The organism is Rhodococcus (subgen. Prescottella) equi (genome assembly GCF_003013675.1).
GTDB lineage: Bacteria > Actinomycetota > Actinomycetes > Mycobacteriales > Mycobacteriaceae > Prescottella > Prescottella equi.
Window position 1 is genome coordinate 2,216,034 of the sequence record NZ_CP027793.1, and the last position, 17,882, is coordinate 2,233,915.

15 protein-coding genes are annotated in these 17,882 nt (G+C 68.8%); 12 read left to right on the plus strand and 3 right to left on the minus strand.

The annotated features are described in order from the left end of the window. Positions 1-10 precede the first annotated feature (10 nt). Genes C7H75_RS10470 through nuoN form a run of 11 tightly spaced genes read left to right on the plus strand, consistent with a single transcriptional unit; the run spans position 11 to position 14,641 of the window. Positions 11-739 carry an NADH-quinone oxidoreductase subunit C gene (locus C7H75_RS10470; protein WP_390893137.1) on the plus strand — a complete coding sequence of 243 codons (729 nt, stop codon included), beginning with the start codon at positions 11-13 and terminating at the stop codon, positions 737-739. Then, positions 736-2,070, plus strand: a complete 1,335-nt coding sequence (nuoD, locus tag C7H75_RS10475; RefSeq protein ID WP_013415736.1) for an NADH dehydrogenase (quinone) subunit D — start codon at positions 736-738, stop codon at positions 2,068-2,070. Before C7H75_RS10470 ends, nuoD begins: the two co-directional genes overlap by 4 nt. Beyond that, positions 2,067-4,133, plus strand: a complete 2,067-nt coding sequence (gene nuoF / locus C7H75_RS10480; protein WP_022595368.1) for an NADH-quinone oxidoreductase subunit NuoF — start codon at positions 2,067-2,069, stop codon at positions 4,131-4,133. Before nuoD ends, nuoF begins: the two co-directional genes overlap by 4 nt. A gap of 8 nt (positions 4,134-4,141) precedes the next feature. Continuing rightward, positions 4,142-6,583, plus strand: a complete 2,442-nt coding sequence (locus C7H75_RS10485) for an NADH-quinone oxidoreductase subunit G (protein ID WP_064066924.1) — start codon at positions 4,142-4,144, stop codon at positions 6,581-6,583. Further along, entirely contained in the window at positions 6,580-7,884 is a 1,305-nt protein-coding gene (gene nuoH, locus C7H75_RS10490; protein WP_060934572.1) for an NADH-quinone oxidoreductase subunit NuoH, read from the plus strand. Before C7H75_RS10485 ends, nuoH begins: the two co-directional genes overlap by 4 nt. Then, complete coding sequence (gene nuoI, locus C7H75_RS10495; RefSeq protein ID WP_044990881.1) at positions 7,877-8,422, plus strand: NADH-quinone oxidoreductase subunit NuoI; 546 nt, start codon at positions 7,877-7,879, stop codon at positions 8,420-8,422. The genes nuoH and nuoI overlap by 8 nt, the downstream gene beginning before the upstream one ends. Further along, entirely contained in the window at positions 8,422-9,252 is an 831-nt protein-coding gene (locus C7H75_RS10500) for an NADH-quinone oxidoreductase subunit J (protein ID WP_022595382.1), read from the plus strand. The genes nuoI and C7H75_RS10500 overlap by 1 nt, the downstream gene beginning before the upstream one ends. After that, entirely contained in the window at positions 9,249-9,548 is a 300-nt protein-coding gene (gene nuoK / locus C7H75_RS10505; protein WP_005513807.1) for an NADH-quinone oxidoreductase subunit NuoK, read from the plus strand. Before C7H75_RS10500 ends, nuoK begins: the two co-directional genes overlap by 4 nt. A gap of 1 nt (position 9,549) precedes the next feature. Beyond that, positions 9,550-11,481 (plus strand): NADH-quinone oxidoreductase subunit L, encoded by a 1,932-nt coding sequence (gene nuoL, locus C7H75_RS10510; RefSeq protein ID WP_022595384.1) that lies wholly within the window; start codon positions 9,550-9,552, stop codon positions 11,479-11,481. Beyond that, positions 11,478-13,058, plus strand: a complete 1,581-nt coding sequence (locus C7H75_RS10515) for an NADH-quinone oxidoreductase subunit M (protein WP_022595386.1) — start codon at positions 11,478-11,480, stop codon at positions 13,056-13,058. The genes nuoL and C7H75_RS10515 overlap by 4 nt, the downstream gene beginning before the upstream one ends. Next, the gene (gene nuoN / locus C7H75_RS10520; RefSeq protein ID WP_106851323.1) at positions 13,055-14,641 is read left to right on the plus strand and encodes an NADH-quinone oxidoreductase subunit NuoN; all 1,587 of its coding nucleotides are present in this window, start codon (positions 13,055-13,057) and stop codon (positions 14,639-14,641) included. The genes C7H75_RS10515 and nuoN overlap by 4 nt, the downstream gene beginning before the upstream one ends. A gap of 72 nt (positions 14,642-14,713) precedes the next feature. Here nuoN and C7H75_RS25735 read toward each other — a convergent pair whose 3' ends face one another. Then, positions 14,714-14,869 (minus strand): hypothetical protein, encoded by a 156-nt coding sequence (locus C7H75_RS25735; RefSeq protein WP_157349028.1) that lies wholly within the window; start codon positions 14,867-14,869, stop codon positions 14,714-14,716. Between the two features lie 203 nt (positions 14,870-15,072). Further along, positions 15,073-15,684: a TetR/AcrR family transcriptional regulator gene (locus tag C7H75_RS10525; RefSeq protein ID WP_022595390.1), complete on the minus strand. Its 612-nt coding sequence runs from the start codon at positions 15,682-15,684 to the stop codon at positions 15,073-15,075. Positions 15,685-15,816: 132 nt separating this feature from the next. On the opposite strand from C7H75_RS10525, the gene C7H75_RS10530 reads away from it, so the two are divergent. Continuing rightward, positions 15,817-17,376, plus strand: coding sequence for an MFS transporter (locus C7H75_RS10530; RefSeq protein ID WP_106851324.1), 1,560 nt, complete (start codon positions 15,817-15,819; stop codon positions 17,374-17,376). Here the strand turns inward: C7H75_RS10530 and C7H75_RS10535 are convergent. After that, positions 17,310-17,798 (minus strand): nuclear transport factor 2 family protein, encoded by a 489-nt coding sequence (locus tag C7H75_RS10535; protein WP_175274657.1) that lies wholly within the window; start codon positions 17,796-17,798, stop codon positions 17,310-17,312. The two genes, C7H75_RS10530 and C7H75_RS10535, sit on opposite strands and share 67 nt — an antisense overlap. Positions 17,799-17,882 lie beyond the last annotated feature (84 nt).

The window sequence follows — 17,882 nt, forward strand, 5'->3', positions numbered from 1 at the left end:
CGACGGTGCACTGGGCGGGCCCGATCCGGAGGCGACGGCGGGTCCCGAGGGGACCGTGCCGCCCGAACGCGTCGCCGGCGGCGAGATGATCGGGCTGCGGCAGGGCATGTTCGGCGTCGGCGGCACCGGCGACACCTCCGGGTACGGACGCCTCGTCCGGCCCGTCACGCTGCCCGGTAGCACGCCGCGCCCGTACGGAGGGTGGTTCGACGAGTTCGTCGACGCTCTGGCCGACGCGCTCGACACCGTCGGCGTGCACTTCGACGACGCGATCGAGAAGGTGGTCGTGTTCCGTGGTGAACTGACGCTGCACGTGCGACGCGAGTACCTGCCCACCGCCGCGCGACGCCTGCGCGACGATCCGGCGCTGCGCTTCGAGTTGTGTCTCGGAGTGAGCGGAGTGCACTACCCGCAGGATCCGGGTCGCGAACTGCACGGGGTGTATCCGCTCATGTCCGTCACCCACGGGCGCCGGGTCCGCCTGGAAGTGGCTGTGCCCGATGCCGACCCGCACATCCCGTCGTTGTACGGGGTGTACCCGACCACCGACTGGCACGAGCGCGAGACCTACGACTTCTTCGGGATCGTCTTCGACGGTCACCCTGCGCTCACCCGAATCGAGATGCCCGACGACTGGACGGGGCACCCGCAGCGCAAGGACTACCCCCTCGGCGGCGTTCCCGTCGAGTACAAGGGGGCGAAGATCCCGCCGCCGGACGAGAGGAGGGCCTACCAGTGAGCCGTCCGAGTGGGCAGTCCGACCGGACCGACAACGGCGATGCAGTGTTCACCGTCGGCGGTCAGGACTGGGACGAATTGGTGGACGCCGCGTCCGAGGCCCACCAGGCCGGTGCCGAGCGCATCGTCGTCAACATGGGTCCGCAGCACCCGTCGACGCACGGCGTCCTGCGGCTGATCCTCGAGATCGAGGGCGAGACCGTCACCGAGGCGCGCTGCGGAATCGGCTATCTGCACACCGGAATCGAGAAGAATCTCGAGTATCGCAACTGGACGCAGGGCGTCACGTTCGTCACGCGGATGGACTACCTGTCGCCGTTCTTCAACGAGGTCGCGTACTGCCTGGGCGTCGAGAAGTTGCTCGACATCACCGATCGGATCCCCGAACGGGCGACGGTCGTGCGAGTGTTGTTGATGGAGCTGAATCGGATCTCCTCGCATCTGGTCGCCCTCGCGACGGGCGGCATGGAACTCGGGGCGATCACCCCGATGCTGTTCGGCTTCCGGGAACGCGAACTGGTCCTCGACATCTTCGAGATGATCACGGGGCTGCGGATGAACCACGCGTACATCCGCCCGGGTGGGCTGGCGCAGGACCTGCCCGACGGTGCCGTCGCCAAGGTGCGTGAGCTGCTCGACCTGATGCCCCGGCGGTTGCGCGATCTCGAGGACCTGCTGAACGAGAACCCGATCTGGAAGGCGCGTACCAGGGGGATCGGGTACCTGGACCTGACCGGTTGCATGGCACTCGGGGTCACCGGGCCGGTGCTGCGCGCAACCGGACTTCCCCTGGACGTGCGGCGCTCGGATCCGTACTGCGGTTACGAGACGTACGAGTTCGACGTCGTCACCGACACCGGCAGTGACTGCTACGGCCGCTACCTCGTGCGGGTGCAGGAGATGGCCGAGTCGCTGAAGATCGTCGAACAGTGCCTCGATCGACTTCGGCCGGGTCCGGTCATGGTGGCGGACAAGAAGATCGCGTGGCCTGCGGATCTCGCCGTCGGCGCCGACGGGCTCGGGAACTCGCTCGAACACATCCGGCGGATCATGGGTACCTCGATGGAGGAGCTGATCCACCACTTCAAGCTCGTCACCGAAGGATTCCGGGTCCCGCCCGGGCAGGTGTACGTGCCGGTGGAGTCGCCGCGTGGCGAACTGGGCGTGCACATGGTCAGCGACGGCGGTACCCGCCCCTTCCGGGTGCACTACCGCGACCCGTCGTTCACGAATCTGCAGGCGGTCGCGGCGATGTGCGAGGGCGGGATGGTCGCCGACGTCATCGCGTCGGTCGCCAGCATCGACCCAGTCATGGGGGGAGTGGACCGATGACCGAATCGCGTGCCACGGAACCGGTGTTCCTCGAATTGGGGCCGCGTCCGCACGAGCGGGCCGCGTACCCGCCCGACGTCGTGGCCCGGCTCGCCGCCGACGCGGACGAGATCATCGCCCGCTACCGGGCACCGGACGACGTGCCGCCGGGGACCGCGCGCTCCGCACTGCTGCCGCTGCTGCACCTCGTCCAGGCCGAGGACGGTCACGTCTCCCAGGCCGGAATCGAGTTCTGCGCAGCACAACTCGGACTCACCGCCGCCGAGGTGACGGCGGTCGCGACCTTCTACACGATGTACCGGCGCGAACCGACCGGCACCTATCACGTCGGAGTGTGCACCAACAGCCTGTGCGCGGTGATGGGTGGGGACGCGATCCACGCGGCGCTGCGCGAGCACCTCGGTATCGGAGACGGTGAGACCACGCCGGACGGCGCGATCACCCTCGAGCACATCGAGTGCAACGCGGCCTGCGATTTCGCGCCCGTCATGATGGTGAACTGGGAGTTCTTCGACAACCGGACGCCCGAATCGGCGACCGCGGTGGTCGACGCCCTGCGGGCAGGTGAACGAGTCACGCCCACCCGCGGCGCGCCCCTGTCCTCGTTCCGCGACACCGCGCGCATCCTCGCCGGGTTCCCCGACCGTCGGCAGGGCGCGCTGGAATCGGGCGGGGGAGCCGGGCCGGCCACACTCGCGGGGTTGCACTCCGCGCGTTCGGAAGCCGCGACGCCGCTCACCCCGGTGCTGAGCAGTCACTGGGACGAGGACCGGTCGTGGACTCTCGACGCGTACCACGGTCACGACGGGTACACCGCGCTCCGCAAGGCCCTTCGGATGAACCCGGACGAGGTGATCCAGACCGTCAAGGACGCCGGATTGCGTGGCCGCGGCGGCGCCGGATTCCCCACCGGCATGAAGTGGTCGTTCATCCCGCAGGATCCGGCGACCGACGGAACCGCGAAGCCCCACTACCTGGTCGTCAATGCCGACGAGTCGGAACCGGGTACGTGCAAGGACATTCCGCTGATGTTCGCGACCCCGCACACGCTGATCGAGGGAGTCGTCATCGCGGCGTACGCGATCCGGGCCGCGCAGGCGTTCGTCTACGTGCGCGGCGAGGTGGTGCCGGTTCTGCGGAGGCTGCAGGCAGCGGTGGCCGAGGCCTACGACGCGGGGTATCTCGGTCGCGACATCCTCGGTTCGGGCTACGACCTGGACATCGTCGTCCACGCCGGGGCCGGGGCATACATCTGCGGCGAGGAAACGGCGCTGCTCGACTCGCTCGAGGGGCGGCGGGGGCAACCCCGGCTGCGACCGCCGTTCCCCGCCGTCGCCGGTCTCTACGCCAGCCCGACCGTCGTCAACAACGTGGAGTCGATCGCGAGTGTCCCGCCGATCATCCTCCGCGGACCGGAATGGTTCCGGGGCATGGGCAGCGAGGCGTCGCCCGGGTTCACGCTGTATTCGCTCTCGGGTCACGTCACCCGGCCCGGACAGTACGAGGCCCCGCTCGGGATCACGTTGCGGCAGTTGCTCGACGTCGCGGGGGGCGTGCGCGCGGGGCACCGGCTCAAGTTCTGGACCCCGGGCGGCTCGTCGACGCCGCTCCTCACCGACGAACACCTCGACGTACCGCTCGACTACGAGGGGGTGGCGGGTGCAGGATCCATGCTCGGCACCAAGGCGCTGCAGATCTTCGACGAGACGACGTGCATCGTGCGCGTGGTACTGCGCTGGACGCAGTTCTACGCGCACGAGTCCTGCGGCAAGTGCACCCCGTGCCGTGAGGGCACCTACTGGCTCGTGCAGATCCTCGAGCGCCTCGAGCGCGGCGAGGGCAGTGCGGAGGACCTCGAGAAGTTGCTCGACGTCTCGGACACGATCCTCGGCAAGTCGTTCTGTGCGCTCGGTGACGGCGCGGCCAGCCCGATCATGTCGTCGCTGAAGTACTTCCGCGACGAGTACGTCGCGCACGTCGGGGGCCGTGGGTGCCCGTTCGACCCGAACGCCTCCGCGCTCGTCGCCACGGTCCCCACCGGACCGGAAGGGAGGAGATCGTGACCGTCAACATGGGGTCCGACGCGTCGGGCCAACCGGTGCCCTCGGACCGCGTCACACTCACGATCGACGGTGCGGAGGTCACCGTACCCAAGGGGACGCTCGTGATCCGCGCCGCCGAGGGAATCGGCATCCAGATCCCGCGGTTCTGCGATCACCCGCTGCTCGATCCGGTCGGAGCGTGCCGACAGTGCCTCGTCGAGGTCGAGGGCCAACGCAAGCCGCTCGCGTCGTGTACCACGGTCGCGACCGACGGCATGGTGGTCCGTACACAGGTCACCTCCGAGGCCGCCGACCGCGCCCAGAAGGGCGTCATGGAGCTGTTGCTGATCAACCATCCTCTGGACTGCCCGGTGTGCGACAAGGGCGGCGAGTGCCCGCTGCAGAACCAGGCGATGTCCAGCGGGCGCGCGGAGTCCCGCTTCGATGGCGTCAAACGCACCTTCCCCAAACCGATTCCGCTGTCGAGTGAGGTGCTGCTGGACCGCGAGCGGTGCGTGCTGTGTGCGCGCTGCACGCGGTTCTCCCGGCAGGTCGCCGGAGATCCGATGATCGAGCTGCTCGAGCGCGGCGCCCTGCAGCAGGTGGGCATCGCCGACGAGGAGCCGTTCGATTCCTACTTCTCCGGGAACACCGTCCAGATCTGCCCGGTGGGCGCCCTCACCGGAGCCGCCTACCGATTCCGGGCCCGGCCGTTCGACCTGGTGTCGACGCCGAGTGTCTGCGAGCACTGCGCGAGCGGGTGCGCGCAACGCACCGACCACCGTCGTGGCACGGTGCTGCGCCGACTCGCCGGGGACGATCCCCAGGTCAACGAGGAGTGGAACTGCGACAAGGGCCGGTGGGCATTCACCTACGCCCGCGAACCGGACCGGTTGGAGACCCCACTCGTGCGCGATCCCGGCGGCGGGCTACGGCCGGCGTCCTGGCCGGAAGCGATCACGGTCGCAGCGCGCGGGCTCGTCGCCGCGACCGGCCGGGCCGGGGTGCTCGTCGGTGGACGCGCCACGTACGAGGACGCCTACGCCTACGCGAAGTTCGCACGCGTCGTGCTCGGCACCGGCGACGTCGACTTCCGCGCGCGGCCGCATTCCGCCGAGGAATCCGCCTTCCTCGCCTCCCATGTCGCGGGCCGCGGTCTCGGCCCGGAGGTCGTCACGTACGACGACCTCGAGAATGCGTCCGCCGTCGTGCTCGTCGCGTTCGAACCCGAGGAGGAGTCGCCGATCGTCTTCCTGCGGCTGCGGAAGGCGGTGCGCACCGGGCGCGCGGTGATCCTCTCGATCGCGCCCTTCGCGAGTCGTGGGCTCGACAAGATGTCCGGGCGCCTGCTGCGCGCCGTGCCGGGCGACGAGCCGGCGATCCTCGACGAACTCGCCGGGTCCGATTTCCTGCGTCGTCCCGGCGCAGTGATCGTGGTCGGGGAGCGCGCGGCCGCTGTTCCCGGCACCCTCACCGCCGTCGCGGCCCTCGCGGCCGAGACCGGGGCCCGGGTGGCCTGGATTCCGCGGCGGGCAGGGGAGCGCGGCGCCCTCGAGGCCGGGGCGCTCGCGGGCCTGCTCCCGGGTGGACGGCCGATCGCCGATCCCGAGGCCCGCCGGCAGGTCGCCGACGTATGGAACGTCCCGGACCTGCCCGTTGGTTCGGGACGCGACACCGCCGGTGTACTCACCGCCGCGGCGTCCGGCGCGATCGGCGCACTCCTCGTCGGCGGTGTCGATCCGAACGATCTTCCGGACCCACGTGCGGCTCTCGCCGGGCTGGACGCCGCGGACTTCGTCGTGAGCCTCGAACTGCGGCACAGCACCGTGACCGACCGCGCCGACGTCGTGTTCCCGGTCGCGCCGGTCGCCGAGAAGTCCGGAAGTTTCGTGGACTGGGAGGGCCGGGTGCGGCCGTTCGAGACGGCGCTGCCCCGCACCGGAGCGCTGCCCGACCTACGGGTGCTCGACGCCATCGCCGCCGAGGCGCGCCGGCCGCTGAGCCTGCCCGACGTCGCGGCGGCCCGCGCCGAACTCGACCGCCTCGGTCCGTGGCAGGGAGCGCGCGTGCCGATGTCCGGGACGGCGCCGTCGGCGACACCCGAACCCGGCCCAGGAGAGGCCGTCCTGGCGGGGTGGCGGATGCTGCTCGACGCGGGCCGGATGCAGGACGGTGAACCCTTCCTGGCAGGCACCGCGCGACCGCCGGTCGTTCGGCTGTCCGCCGACTGTGCCGCCGAACTCGGGGTGCGTGAGGGCGATCCGGTGACGGTCGCCACCGACAGAGGGTCGGTGACGTTGCCGCTCGCGATCACCGATCTGCCCTACCGGGTGGTGTGGTTGCCGATCTGCTCGCCCGGGTCCGAGGTGTATCGGCAACTCGGAGCGCAGATCGGGGACGTGGTCCGGATCGGGCCGTCGGCGGACGACGGCGTCGCCGGCTCGCTCGTGGAAGGCGAGGTCGCGCGATGAACACCCTGGCTGCCGCCGACCTGTCGATGTTCGGCCACGACCCGTGGTGGCTCGTGGTGGCGAAGGCGCTCGGCATCTTCGTCTTCCTCGTGCTGACCGTGCTGCTCGCGATCTATCTCGAACGGAAAGTGCTGGCGTGGATGCAGATGCGCGTCGGCCCCGACCGCGTCGGCCCGCACGGAATCCTGCAGTCCCTCGCCGACGGCGTCAAACTCGCGCTCAAGGAGGGCATCGTCCCCGCCGGCGTCGACAAGCCCGTCTACCTGACAGCACCGATCATCGCGGTCGTGCCCGCCTTCATGGCGTTCGCGGTGGTCCCGTTCGGGCCCGAGGTCTCGATCCTCGGACACCGGACGCCGTTGCAGCTCACCGATCTCCCGGTGGCGGTGCTCTACATTCTCGCGGTCACCTCCGTCGGCGTGTACGGCATCGTGTTGGCCGGCTGGGCGTCGGGCTCGACGTACCCGCTCCTCGGCGGGCTCCGGTCCACCGCCCAGGTCATCTCGTACGAGGTCGCGATGGGCCTGACGTTCGCAGCCGTCTTCCTCGACGCCGGGACGATGTCCACGTCGGGCATCGTGGCCGCCCAGGAGGGGCACTGGTACGTCTTCTTGTTGTTGCCGGCCTTCCTCGTGTACGTGACGTCGATGGTCGGCGAGACCAACCGGGCGCCGTTCGACCTCCCCGAGGCCGAGGGCGAACTGGTGGGCGGATTCCACACCGAGTACTCGTCGCTGCGGTTCGCGATGTTCATGCTGGCCGAGTACGTCAACATGGTCACCGTCTCCGCGCTCGCCGCCACGATGTTCCTCGGCGGCTGGCACGCGCCGTGGCCGCTGAACATGTGGGACGGCGCCAACTCCGGGTGGTGGCCGCTGCTGTGGTTCACGATCAAGGTCTGGGGTTTCCTGTTCGTGTTCATGTGGCTGCGCGCCACGCTCCCGCGCCTGCGCTACGACCAGTTCATGAACCTGGGCTGGAAGGTCCTCATCCCCGTCGCACTCGCCTGGGTGATGGTGGTCGCCACCGTCCGGGCCCTGCGCAACGAAGGTTACGAGTCCCGCTGGATCGTGCTGGTTGTCGGCGGCGCAGTGGTGGCCCTCGGGCTGCTGGCGGGGCTCTACCGCAGGCTCCGCGCCACCCGCGCCGGTGACGACGGCGCAGCGCCCCACGACACCGGCACCCCGTTCGATCCGTCGGCCGGCGGCTTCCCGGTGCCGCCGTTGCCGGGGCAGGATCCCCGCCCCGCCCATGCCCTCGTGCGGTCGGCACCTACCGGAATGGAGGATTCCGATGCCTGAGTTCCTCGACTCCGTCGCCGGATTCGGCGTGACCTTCTCGACCATGTTCAAGAAACCCGTCACGGAGTTCTACCCCGAGCAGAAGGCGCCCACCGCGGAGCGCTATCACGGTCGACACCAACTCAACCGGCATCCCGACGGGCTGGAGAAGTGCATCGGCTGCGAACTGTGCGCGTGGGCGTGCCCGGCCGACGCGATCTACGTCGAGGGCGCCGACAACACCGAAGAGGAGCGCTACTCGCCGGGTGAACGGTACGGACGCGTCTACCAGATCAACTACCTACGTTGCATCGGCTGCGGGCTGTGCGTCGAGGCCTGCCCCACGCGAGCACTGACGATGACGAACGAGTACGAGATGGCCGACGACAACCGCATCGACCTGATCTACGGCAAGGATCGCCTGCTCGCGCCGCTGCAGGCCGGGATGCAGGCGCCGCCGCACCCCATGGCTCCCGGCACCACCGACGAGGACTACTACCGCGGATCCGTGTTCGGCGGCGCGGCCGAGTCGGTGCCCGGATCCGAGGAGGTGACGTAGTGGACGCCGCGACCGCACAATCGACCGCGCTACTGGCCGCCGAGGTCTTCACCCGGACGTCCACCGGTGAGGCCGTCCAGTTCTGGATCCTCGGTACGGCAGCGGTGCTCGGAGCGCTCGGAGTGGTGTGCGCGCCCAAGGCCGTCTACTCGGCGATCTGTCTCGCGATGACCATGATCGTGCTCGCGGTGCTCTACATCGCGCAGGGTGCACTGTTCCTCGGCGTCGTCCAGGTTGTCGTCTACACCGGCGCGGTCATGATGCTCTTCCTGTTCGTGCTCATGCTGATCGGGGTCGACAGCTCGGACTCGCTCGTGGAAACCCTGCGCGGGCAACGGATCGCGGCCGTCGTGGCCGGACTCGGGTTCGGTCTGCTGCTGATCGGTGGGCTCGGCAACGCCACCGTCGGGGTCCTCCGGTCCGGCGAAGTGGGTTTCGTCGGACTGGACCAGGCCAATTCGGCGTCGGGGGGCAACGTGGAGGGCATCGCCGAACTCGTCTTCATCCGGTACGTGTGGGTGTTCGAGATGACCGGGGCACTCCTGATCACCGCCACGATCGGCGCGATGGTGCTCGCGCACCGCGAGCGTTTCGAACGGCGCCTCGGTCAGCGCGAGATGTCGAAGCAACGGTTCCGGGACTGGGGCGCCGACGAATCCGCGCGGGTCACGCCCCTGCCGAGCCCCGGCGTCTACGCCCGGCACAACGCTGTGGACCTGCCCGCGCGTCTGCCCGACGGGACGTACTCGCGCGAGTCCGTCAGCCGGATCCTCACCCCGCGCAGCCCACGAGCCGCGATCGAACGGTCCGATGGGGAGGAGTCCCGATGAACCCGGACAACTACCTCTACCTGGCCGCGCTGCTCTTCACGATCGGCGCCGCGGGAGTGCTGCTGCGGCGCAACGCGATCGTCGTGTTCATGTGCATCGAATTGATGCTCAACGCCGCGAACCTCGCGTTCGTCACGTTCGCGCGGATGCACGGCAATCTCGACGGCCAGGTGTTCGCGTTCTTCACGATGGTGGTCGCCGCCGCCGAGGTCGTCATCGGACTCGCGATCATCATGACCATCTTCCGGACCCGCCGATCGGCCTCGGTCGACGACGCCGACCTGCTGAAGTACTGACATGAACGGGGGGACGGGAATTCACGCACTCATCTGGCTCCTGCCGGCTCTGCCGCTGACCGGCGCCGTCGTCCTGCTGCTCGCGGGCCGCCGCAGCGACCGCTGGGGGCACCTGCTCGGGTGCGCCGCCACCCTCGCGTCGTTCGTGGTCGCCGTGATGCTGTTCGTCGACATGGTGGGCCGCGCGGACTCGGACCGGGTCGCCCGGCAGCACCTCTTCTCGTGGCTGCCCGTAGCCGGACTCCAGGTCGACTTCGGGCTGCGCCTCGACCAACTGTCGATGTGCTTCGTGCTGCTCGTCACCGGCGTCGGATCGCTCATCCACATCTACTCCGTCGGCTACATGAAGACGGACCCCGGACGACGACGGTTCCTCGCGTACCTCAATCTCTTCCTCGCCGCGATGCTGCTGCTCGTGCTCGCCGACAACTACCTGGGTCTGTACGTCGGCTGGGAGGGGGTCGGTCTCGCGTCGTACCTGCTGATCGGCTTCTGGCAGTACAAGCCGAGCGCGGCAACGGCCGCGAAGAAGGCGTTCGTGGTCAACCGCGTCGGCGACATGGGCCTGATGGTCGGGCTCATGATCATGTTCGCGACGTTCGGATCGGTGTCGTTCGCCGACGTCCTCGGTGGTGTCGGAAGCGGCGACACGTCCGGCGCGAGCGGGGGAGTGACCACCGCGCTCGGACTGCTCCTGCTGCTCGCCGCGTGCGGCAAGTCGGCACAGGTACCGCTGCAATCCTGGCTCGGCGACGCGATGGAGGGTCCCACCCCGGTGTCGGCGCTCATCCACGCAGCCACCATGGTCACGGCCGGCGTCTACCTGATCGTGCGGTCCGGGCCGATCTACGAGGCGGCGCCGGGAGCTCAGGTGGCGGTGGTCCTGGTCGGCGCCGTGACCCTGCTGTTCGGCGCGATCATCGGGTGCGCGAAGGACGACATCAAGAAGGCGCTCGCGGCCTCGACGATGAGTCAGATCGGCTACATGGTCATGGCAGCCGGACTCGGCCCCGCCGGCTACGCGTTCGCGATCATGCTGCTGCTCGCGCACGGGTTCTTCAAGGCGGGGCTGTTCCTCGGCGCCGGATCCGTCATGCACGGCATGGACGACGAGACCGATATGCGGCGTTACGGCGGTCTGCGCACACTCATGCCGATCACGTTCGCCACCTTCGGACTCGGCTATCTCGCGATCATCGGGATTCCACCGTTCTCGGGGTTCTTCTCCAAGGACAAGATCATCGAGGCGGCCTTCGGCTCCGGCGGGATCGGGGGGACGGCTCTCGGCACGGTCGCGCTGATCGGCGCGGGGCTCACTGCGTTCTACATGACGCGCGTGATGCTGATGACGTTCTTCGGGGAGAGGCGGTGGAATCCGGGGGCACACCCGCACGAGTCGCCCGGTGTGATGACCGTGCCGATGATCGTGCTGGCCGTCGGATCCGTTGCCGCCGGCGGACTGCTCGCGGTCGGCGGCACGCTCGAGCACTGGCTCGAACCGGTCTGGACGGAGTTCGGCGGCGCGGCCGAGCACGGTGAACTCGCGGTCCCGGTGTGGGTGGTCACCGCCGTCACACTCGCTGTCGTGCTCATCGGCGCCGGAATTGCGTACCGGCAGTACGGAACTCGGCCGGTGCCGGTGGTGGCTCCTGCCCAGGTGTCGGCGGTGACGGTCGCAGCGCGGCGTGACCTCTACGGCGACGACGTCGACGAGGCCGTCTTCATGCGTCCCGGTCAGCGCCTGGTGCGGGGACTGACGGTGGTCGAGGACAAGGGGATCGACGGCGCCACCGGCGGTGTCGGTGCCGTGCTCGGGCTGTTGTCGGTGGCGCTTCGCCGGCTGCAGACCGGGTTCGTGCGCTCCTACGCCCTGTACATGTTCGTCGGCGCGGCGTTCGTGGTCGCGGCGGCACTGGTGGGGAGGGTGTCATGAACGGCTTTCCCTGGCTGACCGCCCTGTGGCTCCTGCCGCTCGCGGGAGCGGTGACGGCCGCAGCATTGCCGGCTCGTCGGAAGACGGCGGCCCGGTGGCTCGCACTCGTGGTGGGTTCGGCGACACTCGCGATCGCCGTGCTACTCGCGGTGCGCTTCGAACCGGGCGGCGAGCGGTACCAATTCGTCGAATCCCATTCCTGGATACCGGCGTTCGGGACCCGTTACGATCTGGGCCTCGACGGCATCGCGCTGGCGCTCGTACTGCTCACCGCGGTCCTCGTTCCGCTCCTGCTCCTCGCCGGCTGGCGAGACGTGGACGCCGACGACACCAGACCCCGTGCCACGCACCTGTACGTTGCACTGATCCTCGTGGTCGAGTCGATGGTGCTGATGTCGTTCCTGGCCCTCGACATCCTGCTGTTCTACGTGCTCTTCGAAGCGATGCTGATCCCGATGTACTTCCTCATCGGCGGATACGGCCAACCGGGTCCGGGCCGCTCGCGGGCCGCGGTGAAGTTCCTGCTGTACAACCTCCTCGGCGGTCTGATCATGCTGGCCGCGGTGATCGGCCTGTACGTCGTGACGGCCGGGGCGGACAGCCCGTTCACGTCGGGCACCTTCGATTTCCGTGCGATCGTCGACGCGGTGTCGACCGGTGAGCTGACGATGAGCGGCCACGTGGCGAACGCCCTGTTCCTCGGTTTCATGTTCGCGTTCGCCGTCAAGGCGCCGCTGTGGCCGCTGCACAGCTGGCTGCCCGACGCGGCCGTCCAGTCCACCCCGGTGACCGCGGTGTTGATGATGGCCGTCGTCGACAAGGTGGGCACCTTCGCGATGCTGCGGTACTGCCTGCAGCTCTTCCCCGACGCCGCACAGTACTTCGCGCCCCTGGTCGTGACGCTCGCGGTCGTCAGCATCGTCTACGGCGCACTGCTCGCGATCGGCCAGACCGACGTCATGCGGCTGATCGCGTACACCTCCATCTCCCACTTCGGTTTCATCGTGCTCGGCGTGTTCGCGATGACCAGTCAGGGACAGAGCGGTTCCACGCTCTACATGGTCAACCACGGGTTCTCCACCGCCGCACTGATGCTGGTGGCGGGATTCCTCGTCACGCGGCGCGGCACACGGGTCATCGCGGACTACGGGGGCGTGCAGAAGGTGGCGCCGCTGCTGGCCGGCACCTTCCTGATCGCCGGGCTGGCCACCCTGTCGCTGCCGGGCCTCGCGCCGTTCGTCAGCGAATTCCTCGTCCTGATCGGCACCTACACCCGATACCCGGCGGCCGCCGTCGTCGCGACCGTCGCACTCGTCCTCGCGGCCCTGTACGTGCTGTGGCTCTACCAGCGGATGATGACGGGACCCGTCGCCTCCGGCACCGACCGGATCCGGGACCTCCGCCGCCGCGAACTCGTCGTGGTCACGCCGCTGATCGCCTTGCTCCTGGTCCTCGGGGTGTACCCGAAACCGATTCTCGACGTCGTCACCCCCGCGGTCGCCGACACGCTCACCACGATCGACCGCCAGGACCCGGCACCTGTCGTCGCCGAACAGGACGGAGGTGAACCCCGATGAATCCCACGGTGTTGCCGGCCCCCAGCATCGAGTACAGCCTGCTGTCGCCGATGCTGATCGTCTTCGGTGCGGCGGTTGTGGGCGTGCTGGTCGAGGCGTTCTGGCCGCGGCGGACGCGCTACACCGCCCACCTGGTGCTCACCTTCGGCGCACTGGGCTCGGCGGGCATCGCGGTGATCGCGCTCGCGGGCACGAGGCAATCGGCCGCGGTCGGATCGGTCGCGATCGACGGGCCGACGCTGTTCCTGCAGGGCACCGTCCTGTGCGTATCGCTGCTGTCGGCGCTGCTCGTCGCCGATCGCGGACTCGACCGCGCCGCAGCGTCGGCGGAGTCCGTCTCGGTGGGCGCACGCGGCGTGGATGCCTTCACCCCGCGTGCCTCGGCGGTGCCGGGCAGCGATGCCGAGCGGGAGGCCGTCCGGGCGGGCGTGACACAGACCGAGGTCTTCCCGTTGGCGCTCTTCGCGATCGGCGGCATGCTGCTGTTTCCCGCGGCCGACGACCTGCTGACCATGTTCGTTGCGCTCGAGGTGCTCTCGCTGCCGCTGTACCTGCTGTGCGGGCTGGCCCGGCGCCGACGTCTGCTCTCGCAGGAGGCCGCGCTCAAGTACTTCCTGCTGGGTGCGTTCTCGTCGGCGTTCTTCGTGTTCGGGACGGCTCTGCTGTACGGCTACGCCGGAACCGTGGACCTCCCGGGGATCGGCCGCGCCGTCGAGGAGCAGGCGAACGACGTGCTCCTCGCCCGGATGGGCCTGGCGATGCTGTCGGTGGGTCTGTTGTTCAAAATCGGCGCGGTGCCCTTCCACTCGTGGATCCCCGACGTGTACCAGGGAGCTCCGACGCCGATCACCGCCTTCATGGCGTCAGCGACGAAGATCGCCGCATTCGGGGCGACGCTACGTGTCTTCTACGTGGCCGTGCCGGGACTGAGCGTGGACTGGCGCCCCGTGCTGTGGGCGGTCGCGATTGTCACCATGCTGGTCGGCGCGCTGCTCGCGATCACACAGTCCGACGTCAAAAGAATGCTCGCGTACTCGTCGGTGGCACACGCCGGGTTCATCCTCACCGGCGTGATCGCCGGCAACGACGAGGGTATCTCCGCGTCGCTGTTCTACCTGCTGGCGTACGGCTTCAGCACGCTCGGTGCGTTCGGCGTGGTGTCACTGGTGCGGGACGCGTCGGGGGCCGAAATCACCGCCCTGGCGCGCTGGGCGGGGCTGGGCCGTACGTCGCCACTGCTCGCCGCGACGTTCGCGCTGCTGCTGCTGTCGTTCGCCGGTATCCCGCTCACCAGTGGGTTCATCAGCAAGTTCGCCGTGTTCGAGGCCGCCGCGTCCGGCGGGGCGGTGCCGCTGGTGATCGTCGGCGTCGTCAGCGGTGCCGTCGCTGCGGTGTTCTACGTCCGTGTCATCGTGCTGATGTTCTTCGCGGATCCCCCCGAGGACGCGTCGCCGGTCGTGGTGGTTCCGAGTGCGCCGACGGTGGCCGCGGTCGCTGTCGCGGCGGTGGTCACGCTGGTGCTCGGGATCGCGCCCCAGCCCGTCCTCGACCTCGCCGAACAGGCGGCGCACTTCCTGGTCTGAGGCGAGCCGCGAAGAACGAAGAGCGCCGGCGGACACCGTATCGGATGTCCACCGGCGCCGGTCGCTGCGGTATCAGGATCCGAAGTTGAACCCGCCGCCGCCCTGGCCGCCGCCGTTCGCGCCACCCGTTGAACCGGCGGCAATGCCGTCGCCGCCTTCCGAGCCGAATCCGAAGTTGGCGCCGAACATCGCGGAGAGCAGGGCGTTGAAGATCGCGGAGATGGACATCGTGGCTCCTATGTGTCGCTCGATCCAAGGTCGACACCGGACGGTGTCGACTGCCATTGCATCCCGTGCGCACCGTCCGTGGGAGCGATCAGTGGTGGCTTAGGGGGCAATTGGGGGGATCGGTAGGGGATCGACCCGGGGTACCCGCATGCGTGACGAATCCCCTACCCGTCACCCCTGATTCGGGCAATCCGAATACGAAGTCAGTCGATGTCGCCGACCGCAGCGGCGAGGCTGTTGCCGAACGCGCACACCGAGAGTTCGGCGAGCGCCGGATCCCGGTCGGCGTGCTGCGGTGCCTCCATCGCGACCAGGGTGTTGAGCAGCATGCCGTTCGCGATGAACGTGCGCGCGTGCTCGGGGGTGCATCCGGTACGAGTGCGGATCTGGGTGTAGATCTTGGCCATCCAGTCCCGGGCCTGCGCGCCGATCTCGGGCGTCGAGCCGGCCGCGAAGCCGTGCATCATCACGAGCAGCAGGTCGCGATCGGCCAGCAACTCGGTGTAGGTGGCGCCCATTTGGGCCCAGAGTTCCTCGTTCTCGGGATCCTCGGCGACGCGGTCGAGAGCGGGGTCGAAGGCGTCCATTATCCGGCCGATGGCGTGGGCGAAGACCTCGCGGAACAGGTTGGCCTTGGTGCCGAACATTCGGACCACGTACGGCTGGGACACCCCGGCTTCCTTGGCGACCGCGTCGGTGCTGGTGCCGTGGAAGCCACCTCGGGCGAATGCCCGTGTCGCGGCGGCGAGCACCAGCTCACGCCGGGCCTCGGCGCTCATCCGGGTCTGTTTCTCCGCCTTTTCCGCCGTCGACATGTTGACAGGCTATCACTCGATAACTAGCGTCGACGAAGTTAAGTAATCATTCGATGCTTACAAACGTGGTTTCCGGTACATCTCCGCTCGACAGATCCACGCCGATTCCGTCCTCAGGCCTCAGGAGCCGACATGACGACCCTCTCCGATCCACTCGATCCACCGTCTTCCGAACCGGCCGCCGTGCCGCCGCGTGCCCGGTCGGTACCCGTCTGGCTGGCCATCGTCGCCGCCTCGGTCCCGATGTTCATGGCGACGCTCGACAACCTCGTGATGACCAGCGCCCTGCCGGTCATCCGCGACGATCTCGATGCGTCGGTCGGCCAGCTGCAGTGGTTCATGAACGCCTACACGCTGGCCTTCGCGACGCTCATGTTGTCGCTGTCCACGCTCGGCGACCGGCTCGGTCGCCGTCGCGTATTCCTCTGGGGCATAGCGGTGTTCACGGCCGCGTCGATCGCGTCTGCTCTCTCGACCAGCCCGGAGATGCTCATCGCGGCCCGGGCGGTCCAGGGAGTCGGTGCCGCCGCGGTCATGCCGCTCTCGCTGACTCTGCTCGCGGGTGCCGTTCCGATCGCGAAGCGCGCTCTCGCCATCGGGGTGTGGGGTGGAGTTTCCGGACTCGGCGTCGCGCTCGGTCCCGTCGTCGGTGGTGCCGTGGTGGACGGGGTCTCGTGGCAGGCAGTGTTCTGGCTCAATGTCCCGGTTGCGGCACTGGCGGTGCCCCTGGTGCTCTACGCGCTGCGGGAGTCGACGGGCCCGCGGCAGCCGCTCGATCCGATGGGCGTGCTGCTCTCCGGAGGGGCGGTGTTCCTCGGAGTGTGGGGGATCGTGCACGGCAACGACGACGGCTGGACCAGCGTGTCGGTGCTCGGCACCCTCGTCGCTGCGGTGCTGCTGCTGGTGGCCTTCGCGGTGCGGGAGTGGCGGGCCGAGTTCCCGGTGATGCCGCTGCGGTTGTTCCGGTCCCGGCAGTTCTCTCTCGCGAACGTCATTGCGCTGACATTCACTCTCGGCATGATGGGCGCGGTGTTCCTGCTGTCGCAGTACCTGCAGATCGTGTCCGGGTACAGCCCCTTCGCGGCGGGACTGCGGACACTGCCGTGGACGGCGGCGCCGATGGTGGTCGCGCCGATCGCGGGTCTGCTCGCGCCTCGCGTGGGATTGCGGGCGCTGCTGGTGACCGGACTGGTACTGCAGGGATTGTCGCTGGTGTGGATGGCCGGGCTGATCGAGCCCGGGGTGCAGTACCCCAGTCTCGTCCCGGCATTCGTGATGGCCGGTGTCGGAATGGGATTGACCTTCGCGCCCACGGCGACGGCGGTGCTGGCGGACATGAGGGAAGCCGATCACGCGACGGCCAGCTCGATCAACTCGACGTTGCGTGAGGTGGGCGTGGCGCTCGGTATCGCGATCCTGACCGCCGTGTTCCTCGGGGCGGGTGGCAGTCTCACGCCGGCCGGGTACACGGACGCGCTGGCACCGGCGCTGTACGTGGGGGCGGGGTTCGTGGCGGTGGCGGTCGCCGCGGCAGCACTGATGCCACCGCGGCGAGCCGCGCAGAGTGAACCGCGGCGAGCCGTGCAGTCGTCACCGCGGCGAGCCGCGCAGAGTGAAGGTGCGGATCAGCCTTCGGTGACGACGGTGCCGTCGGCGAGTGGGCGGGTCATCGACCACAGCGTGATCGACTGACACTTCGACATCTTCCATTCGCCGTTCTCGACGACGTATTCGTCGACGTACTCGATGGAGCGAACGGTCTCGGTGTTGTCGATGAGGTTGACCTGGCGGAAGGCGAGTGTCCACTTGCCTTCCGCCAGCTCGTCGCTGCGGAGCGTGATTTCGGGGTGGAAGGCGTGGTGCATGTCGAGGATGACGTTCCTACCGTCGACCTTCTGGAGTGCGATGTTGCGGAAGACCTCGGCGATGGGGTCGGCGTCGTCGAACTTGCCGAGCGGGCCGTAGTCGATCAGGGCGCCGCGGTCGATGAAGCAGGCGCGGAAGGTGTCCGCGTCCTTCGCGTCGCATGCTCGCAGGTAGCGGTGCTTGAGTGCCTTGATGGCCTCGATCCGTTCGAGGTCGTCGAGGCGTTGTTCGATGGAGCGTTCCGTCATCACGGGGTTTCCTCTCGGTTGCGATCTGTGTCACAGAACCTAGGGGCTGCAAGACGATTCGCGCGAGGCTTTCCCGCTCAGTGG